The organism is Cytobacillus firmus (assembly GCF_023612095.1).
Lineage (GTDB): Bacteria > Bacillota > Bacilli > Bacillales > Cytobacillaceae > Cytobacillus.
In genome coordinates, this window is the sequence record NZ_CP086235.1 from 1433529 (window position 1) to 1446873 (window position 13345).

11 protein-coding genes and 1 other annotated feature are annotated in these 13345 nt (G+C 43.2%); of the genes, 7 read left to right on the forward strand and 4 right to left on the reverse strand.

The genetic code is table 11. The features are described from left to right. The first annotated feature begins 62 nt into the window (after nt 1-62). From LLY41_RS07205 to gndA, 4 genes are all read left to right on the forward strand, one after another. Nucleotides 63-1181, forward strand: coding sequence for a tripeptidase T (locus tag LLY41_RS07205; protein ID WP_095244778.1), 1119 nt, complete (start codon nt 63-65; stop codon nt 1179-1181). A 128-nt stretch (nt 1182-1309) separates the two neighbouring features. Beyond that, nucleotides 1310-1786: a chemotaxis protein CheW gene (locus tag LLY41_RS07210; protein WP_304587288.1), complete on the forward strand. Its 477-nt coding sequence runs from the start codon at nt 1310-1312 to the stop codon at nt 1784-1786. 126 nt (nt 1787-1912) lie between these two features. Further along, nucleotides 1913-3211, forward strand: coding sequence for a DNA polymerase IV (locus LLY41_RS07215; RefSeq protein WP_095244776.1), 1299 nt, complete (start codon nt 1913-1915; stop codon nt 3209-3211). Between the two features lie 142 nt (nt 3212-3353). Then, the gene (gene gndA, locus LLY41_RS07220; protein ID WP_304587290.1) at nt 3354-4763 is read left to right on the forward strand and encodes an NADP-dependent phosphogluconate dehydrogenase; all 1410 of its coding nucleotides are present in this window, start codon (nt 3354-3356) and stop codon (nt 4761-4763) included. An 81-nt stretch (nt 4764-4844) separates the two neighbouring features. Here the strand turns inward: gndA and zwf are convergent, their stop codons facing one another. Next, nucleotides 4845-6347: a glucose-6-phosphate dehydrogenase gene (gene zwf / locus LLY41_RS07225; protein WP_142301776.1), complete on the reverse strand. Its 1503-nt coding sequence runs from the start codon at nt 6345-6347 to the stop codon at nt 4845-4847. Nucleotides 6348-6680: 333 nt separating this feature from the next. On the opposite strand from zwf, the gene rnz reads away from it, so the two are divergent. The 3 genes from rnz (at nt 6681) to LLY41_RS07240 (ending at nt 9854) form a co-directional block, all read left to right on the forward strand. After that, nucleotides 6681-7619 carry a ribonuclease Z gene (gene rnz / locus LLY41_RS07230; protein ID WP_304587292.1) on the forward strand — a complete coding sequence of 313 codons (939 nt, stop codon included), beginning with the start codon at nt 6681-6683 and terminating at the stop codon, nt 7617-7619. Beyond that, a complete protein-coding gene (locus LLY41_RS07235; RefSeq protein WP_095244773.1) occupies nt 7620-8165 on the forward strand; it encodes a histidine phosphatase family protein in 546 nt (181 codons plus the stop codon). It begins immediately after the preceding gene. 88 nt (nt 8166-8253) lie between these two features. Then, nucleotides 8254-8470: a binding site (T-box leader), on the forward strand. A 46-nt stretch (nt 8471-8516) separates the two neighbouring features. After that, nucleotides 8517-9854, forward strand: a complete 1338-nt coding sequence (locus LLY41_RS07240; protein WP_304587293.1) for a sodium-dependent transporter — start codon at nt 8517-8519, stop codon at nt 9852-9854. 46 nt (nt 9855-9900) lie between these two features. On the opposite strand, the gene namA is transcribed toward LLY41_RS07240, so the two are convergent. The 3 genes from namA to proC form a co-directional block, all read right to left on the reverse strand. Further along, a complete protein-coding gene (gene namA, locus LLY41_RS07245; protein WP_304587295.1) occupies nt 9901-10920 on the reverse strand; it encodes an NADPH dehydrogenase NamA in 1020 nt (339 codons plus the stop codon). A gap of 94 nt (nt 10921-11014) precedes the next feature. Beyond that, complete coding sequence (locus tag LLY41_RS07250; RefSeq protein ID WP_304587297.1) at nt 11015-12154, reverse strand: glycosyltransferase family 2 protein; 1140 nt, start codon at nt 12152-12154, stop codon at nt 11015-11017. A 54-nt stretch (nt 12155-12208) separates the two neighbouring features. After that, a complete protein-coding gene (gene proC / locus LLY41_RS07255; protein WP_304587298.1) occupies nt 12209-13039 on the reverse strand; it encodes a pyrroline-5-carboxylate reductase in 831 nt (276 codons plus the stop codon). Nucleotides 13040-13345 lie beyond the last annotated feature (306 nt).

Consider the following 13345-nt stretch of genomic DNA (forward strand, 5'->3'; position numbering starts at 1 on the left):
CTGTGCCAAAATTTTGGAGTTATACTTGCTTAGTAAGCTTAAATTTGGAGGTTTGTACATAAATGATTAATGAGGAACGCTTATTAAACGAATTTCTGGAACTGGTGCAAATTGATTCTGAAACAAAGTTTGAAGCTCAAATTGCTAAAGTTTTGAAGAAAAAATTCAGGGATCTTGGGGTTGAGGTGTACGAAGACGATACAACTGCACAGACCGGACACGGTGCAGGCAACCTCATCTGCACTCTTCAGGGAACGAAAGAAGGAATTGATACCATTTATTTCACTTCACACATGGATACGGTTGTTCCTGGAAAAGGAATTAAACCTTCCATCAAGGACGGCTATGTTGTAACAGATGGAACAACGATCCTGGGTGCAGACGACAAGGCAGGACTTGCTGTTATGCTCGAAATTGTTAAAGTCCTGAAAGAGCAGAATATTGCTCATGGAACTATTCAGTTCATTATCACAGTTGGTGAAGAATCCGGACTGGTTGGAGCTAAGGTTCTTGATCCTTCACTTGTTAAAGCAAAGTTCGGCTATGCATTGGACAGTGACGGCAAAGTCGGAAATATAATCGTTGCCGCTCCAACCCAGGCTAAAGTGAAAGCTGCTATTCTGGGAAAAACAGCTCATGCAGGTGTTGCTCCTGAGAAGGGCATTTCTGCCATCACGATGGCATCAAAAGCGATCTCAAGAATGCCGCTGGGCCGCATTGATGAAGAGACAACGGCTAATATCGGGCGTTTTGAAGGCGGTCAGCAGACGAATATCGTATGTGACCATGTTGATGTATTAGCAGAAGCACGTTCATTAATTCCTGAAAAAATGGAACAGCAGGTAGCTAAAATGAAGGAAGCATTTGAAAGTGCTGCCGAAGAAATGGGCGGCAAAGCTGAAGTGGATGTTCAGGTTATGTATCCTGGCTTTAAATTTGGCGAAGGTGATCATGTCGTTGAAGTAGCACGCAGAGCGGCTGCAAAAATCGGCCGCAGCTCTGAGCTTCTTCACAGTGGCGGCGGAAGCGATGCAAACGTGATCGCCGGCTTCGGCATTCCAACAGTTAATCTTGCTGTCGGCTATGAAGAAATTCATACAACCAATGAGCGCATGCCTATTGAAGAATTAAATAAACTTGCTGAAATGGTCATTGCCATTATTGAAGAAGTATCAGCTTAAACAGCAAGAGAGAGAACCAATGCGGTTCTCTTTTTTTACTGCAGCAATCTATTATTTCCTCACTAGTTAGAAAATAATGGATATGGTATATTAGTTCTATACATAAGAGTTTCCGAGGAGGAAATAGGATGATTGAAAATAATAAAGCTGTTGTTTTCAGGGCAGGAAATGAGGAATATGCTACACCGGTTCCTTTTGTTATATCCATTGAGAAAATGGACGGCATTACACCGATACCTCATTTGCCCAGCTATGTAAGAGGAATTGTTAAAGTCAGGGGAGAGCTTATTCCAGTTGTTGATTTTGAAGAAATTCTATACAGCCGGACACTGGCCGATAGTGAGTCTGCAAGAATGATCGTTCTGAAGACAGACGAGCTATCATTCGCCGTTCTTGTAAATGAAGCCAAGGAAATTCTCGATATTCCAGAAGACTGCCTGAAACAGCCAGGTCTGATTGCCTATCAAAAAACCAATTATTTCACAGGTGTGGCTAATATCGATAAAAGGCTGATTACTATAATCGATCCTTTGAAGCTGGTGGAATCACTGGAGGGAATAAGAGAAATAAAAGAGTATATGAAAACACAGCATACAACTGCATAACGGACGAACGCGAAAACAGGGGATCTAAGATTCCCTGTTTTCGCGTTTTCAAAAAGTCTCTATTTAATAGAAAAGAAAAATATCTGCTAAAATAGAACTGAATTATATTTATAGGGAAGTGCCGGCATGAAACAAATGTATCCGAAAAATGGGAGAGTTATCCTCCATGTTGATATGAATAGTTTTTATGCTTCGGTTGAGATGGCTTATGATCCTTCATTAAAGGGTAAGCCTTTAGCAATCGCAGGCAATCCGGAGGAGAGACGCGGAATTATTGTAACTTGCAGCTATGAGGCAAGGAAATTCGGGGTAAAAACCACCATGCCTCTATGGGAGGCTAAAAAGCTCTGTCCCCAGCTGATTATCAGGAAGCCTAATTTTGAGAGGTATCGTGCAGCTTCTATGGGAATGTTTGATATATTGCGCGAATACTCCTCCCTTGTTGAACCCGTATCCATTGATGAAGGATATGTGGATATAACAGACAGCTATGAGTTTGGGAGCCCGATAGAGATTGCCGGGACGATACAAAAGCAGGTTTTTCAGCAGCTCGATTTGCCCTGCAGCATAGGTGTTGCCCCTAATAAATTTTTAGCCAAGATGGCTTCCGATATGAAAAAGCCAATGGGGATTACAGTACTCAGAAAAAGAGATGTACCGCATATCCTGTGGCCGATGGAAGTGGAAGAAATGCACGGAGTCGGCACAAAAACCGGAGAAAAACTGAGAAACCTCAATATCACCACAATTGGCGAGTTGGCAAAAGCCGATGAAATTATTTTAAAAGCAGCATTGGGCATTAATGGACCGAGGCTAAAACAAAAGGCCAACGGGCAGGATTTTAGAAAAGTCGATCCCGACTCGGCATCTGAATTTAAAAGTGTGGGGAATTCGACCACACTGCCAAGGGATGTTTCCAATCAAAGAGAGCTTCTCCAGGTATTTGAAAAGCTGGCTGCACAGGTTTCTTCCAGATTGAAAAGGAAAAAGGTTATGGCGGTGTCTCTCGGGATTACTATCCGGTATAAGGACCGAAAAACCATTACAAGAAGCCGAAAATTGAAGAATCCGATTCAGCATAATGATGAAATTTACCAAATAGCAAAAGAGCTTTTTATAAAACATTGGAACGGAAATGCAGTACGGCTTCTGGGCATTACAGGAACAGACCTTGTCGAACCCGAACAGGCGGTTAAACAGCTGGATCTGTTCAGTTTTGAAAAAGATGCCAAAAAGGAGCCGTTATTTCAGACAATGGATCTTTTGCGCAAGAAATACGGCACTAAAATAATCGACAATGCGGGTGCACTTTCGGACATGAAATTGACCAGCCCCAAAATCGGCACTGACACCAGCTTTAATAAAGACTTTTTGCATGGCAGGCCAGGAAGCGGCGATAAAAAAGAAAAAGATGATCATTCATGAGTTTTTAAGGCGGCTATAAGCAAAACTAAGACAGGAAAGTTGAATCAGAATAGGAATCTTGCTAAAGTAGAGTGGATTATTTTTATAGGATTTTGTATTTTGTATGCTTAACACATAAAGGCTGGAAGGGAAGTAATAAAAGATGACGAATTCACAGTTTGGTGTTATCGGCTTAGCCGTCATGGGCAAAAATCTTGCCATGAATATTGAAAGCAGAGGGTACTCAGTATCAGTTTTTAACCGGTCACGTGAAAAAACGGATGAGATGCTTAAGGAAGTGGAAGGACGAAACTTTAAAGGTACATATACAATTGAAGAGTTTGTTGACTCTCTGGAAAAACCCCGCAAAATCATGCTTATGGTGAAAGCAGGCGGTCCGACAGATGCGACAATTGAGCAGCTAAAGCCTCTGCTGGATAAAGGTGATATTCTGATTGATGGAGGAAATACCTTCTTTGTGGATACGCAGCGCCGCAATAAGGAATTAAGCGAGCTGGGCATCCATTTCATCGGTACCGGTGTTTCCGGCGGTGAAGAAGGCGCTCTAAAGGGTCCTTCCATTATGCCTGGCGGCCAAAAAGAAGCCTACGAGCTGGTTGCCCCTATTTTTCAAGATATCGCGGCAAAGGTTAATGGCGAAGCATGCACAACATACATCGGTCCGGATGGAGCAGGCCATTATGTGAAAATGGTCCACAACGGCATTGAATACGGTGATATGCAGCTGATTTCCGAATCTTATTTTCTGTTGAAAAATATTCTTGGGTTGACTGCTGAAGAGCTTCATGAAGTATTTGCCGATTGGAATAAAGGAGAGCTTGACAGCTATCTGATTGAAATCACGGCTGATATCTTCACTAAAAAAGATGAGGAAACCGGAAAGCCGCTGGTAGATGTCATCCTTGACACAGCAGGCCAAAAGGGAACCGGCAAATGGACAAGCCAAAGTGCCCTTGACCTCGGTGTACCGCTGCCAATCATTACTGAATCTGTTTTTGCCCGATTCATCTCAGCCATGAAAGAGGAACGTGTGAATGCAAGCAAAGTTCTTCGCGGGCCGGCTGGACAGGACTTCACGGGTGATAAAAAAGCATTTATTGAGAGTGTCCGCAAAGCCCTTTACATGAGTAAAATCTGCTCATATGCACAAGGCTTTGCTCAAATGAGAGCAGCTTCCGAAGAATATGGATGGGATTTGAAATATGGTGATATTGCAATGATTTTCCGCGGCGGCTGCATTATCCGTGCCCAATTCCTGCAGAAAATCAAGGAAGCATATGACCGTGAGCCGGGCTTGAAGAATCTCCTTCTTGATCCGTATTTCAAGGAAATCGTGGAAAGCTATCAGGATGCTGCACGTGAAATTATCAGCGTAGCTGTAAAGAACGGCATTCCTGTACCATGCTTTGCTGCTGCTTTGTCCTATTATGACAGCTACCGAACAGAAACATTGCCTGCAAACCTTCTTCAGGCACAGCGTGACTACTTCGGTGCACACACCTATCAGCGTACAGACAAAGAAGGCATTTTTCATACAAACTGGATGGAATAATAAAAAAACAGCGTCCGAGCGGCGCTGTTTTTTGTTTTTCAAAAAATAAGCCCCCTTAGAGAGCAGGGGGGCTCAGAATTATTAACACTGTTCAACATCAAGGTCAGTTACAGGCCACCAGAAGAAACCGTCTTTTTCCAGCAGCCGTTCTGCTTCTTTTGGACCCATTGAACCGGATTCGTAGTTAGGGAATCCTATTTCTCTTGTGTTTTCCCAAACGTCGGAAATTTTGTCGACAAAGCTCCAGGAAAGGGCCACTTCATCCCAGTGTGTAAAGTTTGTTGCGTCACCGCGCATGCAATCATATAAAAGCCTTTCATAAGCTTCAGGTGTATTCATGTCATCGATGCCTTTGTTGGCAAAGTTTAATTTTACAGGTGTGGCTTCAATGTTTTGACCTGATTTTTGGGCATTTAAATAAAGGGTAATGCCTTCCTCAGGCTGAATATGGATCACCAGCAGGTTAGGATTTAGCGTTTGCTCAGTCTGATAATATAAGTTCATCGGAATGTCCTTGAACTGGATAACAATTTTCGTTGATTTAGCAGCCATCCTTTTTCCTGTGCGAATATAGATAGGCACACCTGCCCAGCGGAAATTATCAATCATCAGCTTACCTGCTACATACGTTTCGGTGTTTGATTGTTCATCCACCATCGGCTCTTGATTGTAAGCAGGTACTTCCTGTCCATTTAAATGTCCTTTTCCATACTGGCCGCGGACAAAGTAATCTCTTACCTGATCGCCTTCAATTGGACGCATGGCTCTTAAAACTTTTACTTTTTCAGATCTGATTTCATCTGTGGTCAAGCGGATTGGCGGTTCCATTGCCAATAAGGCAACCATTTGCAGCATATGGTTTTGAACCATATCGCGAAGTGCGCCGCTTTTTTCATAGTAACGGCCGCGTTCTTCAACACCCAGTACTTCGCTTGATGTAACCTGGATATTTGAAATGTAGCGATTGTTCCATAATGGTTCAAAAATGGCATTGGCAAAACGGATAACTTCAATGTTCTGCACCATCTCTTTCCCCAGGTAGTGGTCAATCCGGTAAATTTCATTTTCTGAAAAGGCTTTTCGGATTTGCTTATTAAGCTGCTTCGCTGATTCAAGATCATGCCCAAATGGCTTTTCAATGACAAGACGCTTAAACCCATCTACATCTGTCAGGCCATCTGCTTTTAAATGCTCTGCAATGGTTCCGAAAAACTCAGGTGCCATGGCAAGGTAAAAAATGCGGTTACCTTCAAGGGAATAGTGAGCATCCAATTCTTCGGCCATGCTCTTTAATGCCAAATAGGAACTGGAATCCGTAACGTCATGCGAATGATAGTAAAAGTGAGAAATAAAATCTTCAAGTTCTCCGTTATCTTTTATAGCAGACTCAACAGAGGCTTTAACACTTGCCTGAAACTCATCATTTGATAGCGGCCTTCTGGCAACCCCTACTACGGCAAAGCGATCGGACAGCCTGCCCTTTTTGTATAAGCGATAAAGTGAGGGAAACAATTTTCTTTTTGCCAAATCTCCTGTTGCTCCAAATATCATTATTAATCCGGCCGGTTTTTCGTTTGTTTTCACGATTCTAGAACCTCTTTTCGACAAAATTTCTGTATGTAAGGCGGGACTGACTTTTGTCCGTCCTCAGCTTGAGAAGAAGCTGTTATATTGCATTGCAAAAAAACGTCTGTACAAGTATAAAATTGTATCTGTTTACAGCTGTTTTCGCAAATATTAAGTTTGTCCTTTTTACCATAGTTTCTATCTAACGGCCAGGAACTATCCTTTCAAATAACACAAAAAACAATTGTTAAATGAATGAATTCCCAAGCTGCTATGGTATATTGTTTATATTCATACTGGCGAGACAAGACAGGCTTAATCACTAAATTGCCGGAAGGAGGTATTTTACATATGGACATATTTTTTCTGGGAACGGGAGCAGGAATTCCCGCTAAGCTGAGAAATGTATCCTCGATGGCTTTAAAGCTCTTGGATGAAAGAGGGAGCATATGGCTTTTTGACTGTGGCGAAGCGACCCAGCATCAAATTTTACATACAAGCATTAAACCGAGAAGAATTGAGAAAATTTTTATCACACATCTTCATGGTGACCACATTTATGGTCTGCCCGGCCTGCTTTCAAGCCGCTCTTTCCAGGGCGGTGATACAGAGGTGACCCTATATGGGCCAAGAGGGTTGAAAGAATTCATTGAAGTCTCGCTATCTGTCAGCGGCACATACCTTAAGTATCCTTTAAAGGTAGCTGAAATCACTGAGGGTATTGTGCTTGATGAAGAAGATTTTAAGGTGGAAGCCCGCATGCTCGAGCATGGAATATCCTCATACGGCTACCGGATTACAGAAAAGGACCGTCCGGGAACTTTGCTTGCGGACAAACTTGCTGAAGCGGGAATCAAACCGGGCCCGATATATAAGAAAATAAAGAATGGTGAAGACATAGAGCTTGAGGATGGAAGAATTATCGAAGCAGAAAATTTCCTGGGGCCGGCTCAAAAGGGAAGAATTGTCACGGTGCTGGGTGATACCAGATTCTGTGAGGCGGCAATAGATTTAGCGTCCGGTGCTGACCTTTTAATACATGAAGCAACCTTCTCCGGAGGGGAAGAGAAGCTTGCATACGATTATTTTCATTCGACAACCCTGCAGGCTGCTCAAGTTGCGCTCGAGGCGAATGCAAGGAAACTTTGCCTGAATCATATCAGTTCACGATATGAACGCCAGGATTGGGAACTGCTTATGAAAGAATCACAGACCATATTTCCCAATACGATCATTGCTGAGGACTTTAAAGAAATTCATATCCCGCTTGATAAAGGAGAGGCGAATTAATTGAAGACTTTCTATATCGTGCGCCATGCAAAGGCGGAGGGCCAGCCTTTCTCTGCCAAATTGACAGAAAGCGGAAGGCAACAGGCATTAAAATTAATTGATTTCTTTAAAGGCAAAGAAATTAATCGCATATACTCAAGCCCTTTTGTGCGGGCGATTGAAACAATCCGGCCCCTTGCACAGTTCCGAAATCTGGAGATCATTGAGGAAAGCCGGTTGGGTGAAAGGGTGCTGAGCTCTATTCTTTTTGATGATTGGCAGGATAAGCTTAAGCAAAGCTTTTCCGATTTTGAACTCGTTTTTGAAGGGGGAGAATCTCATTCAGCAGGAATGAAACGGGCCTCTTCCCTGATGGATGAATTAATCGCATCTAATGAGAATCATATCGTTCTGGTCAGCCATGGGAATTTATCAACGCTGCTGCTTCGCTATTTTGATGAAAATGCAGGCTTTGAGCATCTGATGAAGATGAGCAATCCGGATGTTTTCGAAATTAAAGTAAATGGTGAAGATACCGTTTGGGAGCGGATTTGGAATGAAAAGTAATGCCTGGAAAAATTGAATTTTTCAAATTTGGCATTGACGGTTTTATGCTTGCATACTATAATCACACTTATACTTTAAAACAATATAGTAAAAAGCTATGAAGAGACTCTAGTAAGTTTTATCTCCCTGTTTATAGAGAGCCAGTGGATGGTGGAAACTGGCACAAAGATAAAATGAATTTCATCTTGGAGCTTATCTTTCCTGCATATAGCAGAAAAGACGGTAAATCCGTTATATTTTTGAGTGGAAAGTCACATGCTTTCAAAAAGGGTGGTACCGCGTGAACCTAAAATCACGTCCCTTTTGAAGAATGTGGCTTTTTTGTTTTTAAAAAAATTTGGAGGTACAGGCATGCAGCAAAATGAGCAATGGTCATCGAAGATAGGATTTATTTTAGCATCGGCCGGTTCGGCAATCGGACTTGGAGCTATCTGGAAGCTTCCTTATGTGACAGGAACAAGCGGAGGCGGGGCATTTATTTTATTATTTCTGTTATTTTCCCTTTTGATTGGTTTTCCGCTATTACTGGCCGAGTTTGTGGTTGGCCGCAGTACAGGTAAGGAGGCAATCTCGGCATACAAGGATATTGCTCCGGGAACTAAATGGCACTGGATTGGCTACCTTGGCGTATTCACGTGTTTTCTGCTTTTATCCTTCTATAGTGTAATAGGCGGGTGGATTCTGAAGTACATTGTATACGGAGTTACCGGGTCTATGAATGGTGCAGGCAATTATGAGGAGCTATTTGGCGCAGCCGTGTCAGACTCTGTATCTGTTGTAGCGGCACAGGGGATCTTTTTATTCATAACTGTTTTAGTGGTTGCAAAAGGCATCCAGAAGGGGATCGAGCAGGTCAGCAAAATTATGATGCCGGCTTTGTTTCTTTTATTTATTATTTTGATTGCACGATCCCTGACACTGGATAATGCGATGGAAGGCGTTTCGTTCTTTTTAAAGCCTGATTTTTCAAACCTAACCTCTGAAACCGTACTATATGCGATGGGCCAATCGTTTTTCTCTCTAAGTGTCGGGGTATCGGTTATGGTAACGTACAGCTCTTATCTATCTAAAAAAGAAAATCTGATGCAGCCTGCATTTTCTGTTGTCGGAATGAACTTATTTATATCAGTTCTGGCTGGACTGGCTATTTTCCCTGCTGTGTTCTCATTGGGCTTTGAGCCTGCTGCAGGTCCTGGCTTATTGTTCATTGTCCTGCCATCTGTTTTCGATCAGATTCTATTTGGGCGGGTGTTCCTGCTCCTCTTCCTTGCACTGTTTCTATTTGCAACCTTAACTTCCGCTTTTTCAATGCTTGAAATTGTGGTGGCTGCTCTGACGAATAAGAATGGAAGTGGCAGAACCCGTGCAGCCTGGCTGACAGGGCTGGCTATCTTTATCGTCGGGGTCCCGTCTGCATTATCTTTCAGCATCTTATCCGATATCTCAATTTACGGCAAAATCATCTTTGATGCTGCTGATTTCCTTGTCAGCAACATCCTGATGCCGGTTGGAGCTTTGCTGATCTCCATATTTGTGTCATACAAAATGAAGAAAGACCTGCTGAGAAGTGAATTGCTTCAGGGGTCAAAATCGCTGAATGGAGTCTTTTCTGCGTGGTATTTCCTTCTGCGCTATGTGGTTCCTCTGGTTATTATCATTGTATTCCTTGATTCACTGCAGATTATTTAATCAAAACGAGGGATGGCAGCTAACAGATGCCATCCCTCGTTTTATGTTACAGCCATCCCCGTTCATATTGCTTAGGAGGTTCGATTGCTGCGCCAAGTTCTTTTGCTGCTGTCCGCGGCCAATAAGGGTCTCTCAGCAATTCTCTGGCAATAAAGATTAAATCAGCCCGCTCGTTTTGGAGGATTTCTTCAGCCTGCAGGCCGGATGTAATAAGCCCGACTGCACCAGTCCGGATATTCGCACCTTCTTTAATGGTCTCAGAGAATTTGACCTGGTAGCCCGGGTAAGTATGTATTCTGGCCGGCACTACTGCTCCGGAGCTTACGTCAATTAGATCCACTCCCTGCTCCTTCATCCATTTTCCCATTTCTGCATAATCCCTTGAGGTCAACCCTTCATCATGATAATCATGGGCTGATACTCTGACAAATAAAGGTCCATCCCAAACGGCTTTAACGGCTTCAATGACTTCACCGAGTAAGCGATACCGGTTTTCAGCCGATCCTCCATACTCATCATTCCGTTTATTGCTTAGGGGTGAGAGAAACTCATTTATCAGATATCCGTGTGCCGCATGAATTTCAATTACTTCAAAGCCGGCTTTTTTCGCTCTTTCAGCGCCTTTTTTGAATGCCTGGACAGTTTCTGATACTTCTTCTTTTGTCATTTCTTTTGGTGTTTTCATTTTTTCATTAAAAGCAATAGCTGATGGAGCGAGAATTTCTCCTTCAACAGTCGCTTTTCTGCCGGCATGCGCCAGCTGTATCCCGGGTGAAGCACCGTGTTCTTTCATTAGCCCGGTTAATTCCTTCAGGCCTGCGATGTGATCATCACTCCATATTCCCAGATCCTGAGGAGAAATCCGGCCCTGTGGAGTCACAGCGGTTGCCTCCAGGATAATTAATCCGACCTGCCCGACAGCCCGGCTCGTATAATGAGTCCGGTGCCAGTTTTCAACCATTCCGTCTTCATTATGGCTTGAGTACATGCACATCGGTGCCATAACAATTCTGTTTTTAAAGGTGACTCCTTTAATTGTAAAAGGTGAAAAAAGCTTTGTTTCCATAGTTTCTGCCTCCTTATTTCGCTATCCTAAATATTAAGTATATCAGGCAGTTCCATAAATGAAAAAGAACATGCATTCAGGAAGGTGTGTTCTTTCAGCGTTTATTCCTCAGTTCGCTTAACTTATATAATGTACCTCTCCAGACTATGCCGCCCCGTACAAAGGTTAGGATGCTGGCGCGGATTATGGAATAAATAAACAGGAGAGCTGTAATTGGAAATACAGTAAACAGGAGCGGAGAAAATTTGGACATTCTTTTTGTAATGATTGTATAAACAGCTGCTAAAAAAAGAATGTTTGCAAGGCTCAGACTGAAAATCATTTTGTCTGTTGAAAAAACGGAGAAAAAGGGAAGCACCTGAGAAAGGAATGTGCCGGCAATTGCAAATAGCACCATGCTAATACGGTAATGAAGGCCAGCAAAAGTATTCTTTTCCAATCCTTTGAAGGCTTCTATTAAACTTTCATACCATTCAACTTCAATCAGGTCCATCGCCGTTGCAAATTTCTGCCTGAGGCCGTTCTGTTTGATTTTCATTCCAAGCATTAAATCATCATCAGGCCGCATTTTGATTGCCTTGTGTGTTCCGATTGCTTCATAGGAACGCCTGGACACCATGTTAAATGCCCCAATGCCAACTCCGCTCTTTGAACGTGGATTATTCGCCAGCCAGGGGCGTTTATAATAGGAGAAGCCGAAAAGAAAAAAAGCAATGAACGTGTTGAGCCAGAAACTCCTGCCCGTCAAGCTCGGTGCCGCCGTTAAATGATCAAGTTCATTCTTGCTGAAATAATGAACCGCCTTACTGAAGGCATCCTTTTTAAATAACACATCGGCATCTGTAAACAGAATTAATTCCCCTGATGATTCCCTATATCCTTTATAAAGAGCGTGGTTTTTTCCCAGCCATCCGCATGGGAGGGAATCAATATGAATACATTTAACCCTTGAATCATTTTTCTGAATATGGTCCATGATGCTTCCTGTGCTGTCGGCTGAACGGTCATTGACCAATATCCATTCAATCCGCTTATAGCTTTGCCGCAGCTGGGTTTCTAAGCTCTCCGCAAGCTTGGCTTCTTCATTCCTTGCCGCTGTAATAACAGAAAGAAGGGGGCCTTCAGTCATCGTATTGCTATCTTCAAGGCGGTCAAGGCTTTTTAGTCCCAGAACGGCATCAATTAGTACTGCAATCCATACAAGGAGGCTTGCGCTTAATAGAATAATGAGCATTTGCAGGTTTCTCATCCTTTTTTAGACGACGTTTTTTAGAGGAGGTGCTGTCAGCTAAATTTTCACTGTGCTGCTGAAGCTTTGGCCAAGCCGCCTCGATTGGGCTGTCGCTTCCTTGATGCATTCAATGAAAGCTTCCTGCACTCCGTTCGCTTCAAGCACTTTTACACCTGCTTCAGTGGTGCCGCCAGGGCTTGTTACTTCCTTCCTAAGCTGCTCGGGGTCCTTGGCTGATCGGGCCAGCATTTCGGCTGCCCCGATGAGTGTCTGGATGATGAATTCTTTCGCCATACCCTTTTCGAGCCCGATTTCTTCCGCGCTTTTTTCCATAGCTTCCGCAAGATAGTAAATATATGCCGGTCCGCTGCCTGACAGGCCTGTTACAGCATCCAGCTGTTTTTCCTCAACAAATGCTGATTTTCCCACTGTATTAAAAATGCCTCTTACTGCTTTCATCTGTTCTTTGGTCACTCTTTCATTAGCCGATAAGGCGCTTGCTGATTTTCCGACTGCTGCTGATGTATTTGGCATTGCTCTTACGACTGGCAGCTTTTTTTCTGCCAAAAGTTCAATGCTTTCGATCGAAACTCCGGCGAGTACGGAAATGATCAGCATGTCTTCCTGTAAATAAGGCTTTATGAGATTGATGGCTTCCTGAGCATCTTTTGGCTTCATCGCTAAAATAACAGCGTCAGCCCCGTTTAACAGTTCACTAAGATTATAAGTGGCCTGAACGCCATAGGCTTTTTGCAGGGATTGCAGCTTTTCCCTGCTGCATCTGTTTGTCACCCAAATATTGCTGCCGGTAATGAGCCGGCTTTCGACGATTCCTGATATTAACGCTTCTGCCATTGATCCTGCTCCTGCAATAGCTAATTTTTTCATTTGCTGTTATTCCTCCTTATTGTTGCTCTATTTACCGGCTGTTAAAAATAAAAAAGCCTTTCCATCCAGTAAAGGACGAAAAGACTTTGCTTCCGCGGTACCACCTTCATTGCCTTTTCTTTCTTCGTGCAGCATGCCTGCCGCAGCCGCTGTGTTTTTGAAAAGGCATCTCGATCCCGATAACGCCGGGGGTGCGTTTAGGTTTTCCTAACAGCTCATAAGGCAGGTTCAATGGTCAAGTGGACGGTGAAGCCTTTCAGCCGTTCGAGCTTCACTCTCTTTCGCCGTTTTCCATTTACTAATCTT

Excerpts from the sequence above, each read along its gene's own strand:
- LLY41_RS07205 (WP_095244778.1), top strand. The coding sequence starts at position 63 with ATGATTAATGAGGAACGCTTATTAAACGAATTTCTGGAACTGGTGCAA.
- LLY41_RS07210 (WP_304587288.1), top strand. The coding sequence starts at position 1,310 with ATGATTGAAAATAATAAAGCTGTTGTTTTCAGGGCAGGAAATGAGGAA.
- LLY41_RS07215 (WP_095244776.1), top strand. The coding sequence starts at position 1,913 with ATGAAACAAATGTATCCGAAAAATGGGAGAGTTATCCTCCATGTTGAT.
- gndA (WP_304587290.1), top strand. The coding sequence starts at position 3,354 with ATGACGAATTCACAGTTTGGTGTTATCGGCTTAGCCGTCATGGGCAAA.
- rnz (WP_304587292.1), top strand. The coding sequence starts at position 6,681 with ATGGACATATTTTTTCTGGGAACGGGAGCAGGAATTCCCGCTAAGCTG.
- LLY41_RS07240 (WP_304587293.1), top strand. The coding sequence starts at position 8,517 with ATGCAGCAAAATGAGCAATGGTCATCGAAGATAGGATTTATTTTAGCA.
- namA (WP_304587295.1), bottom strand. The coding sequence starts at position 10,920 with ATGGAAACAAAGCTTTTTTCACCTTTTACAATTAAAGGAGTCACCTTT.
- LLY41_RS07250 (WP_304587297.1), bottom strand. The coding sequence starts at position 12,154 with ATGCTCATTATTCTATTAAGCGCAAGCCTCCTTGTATGGATTGCAGTA.
- proC (WP_304587298.1), bottom strand. The coding sequence starts at position 13,039 with ATGAAAAAATTAGCTATTGCAGGAGCAGGATCAATGGCAGAAGCGTTA.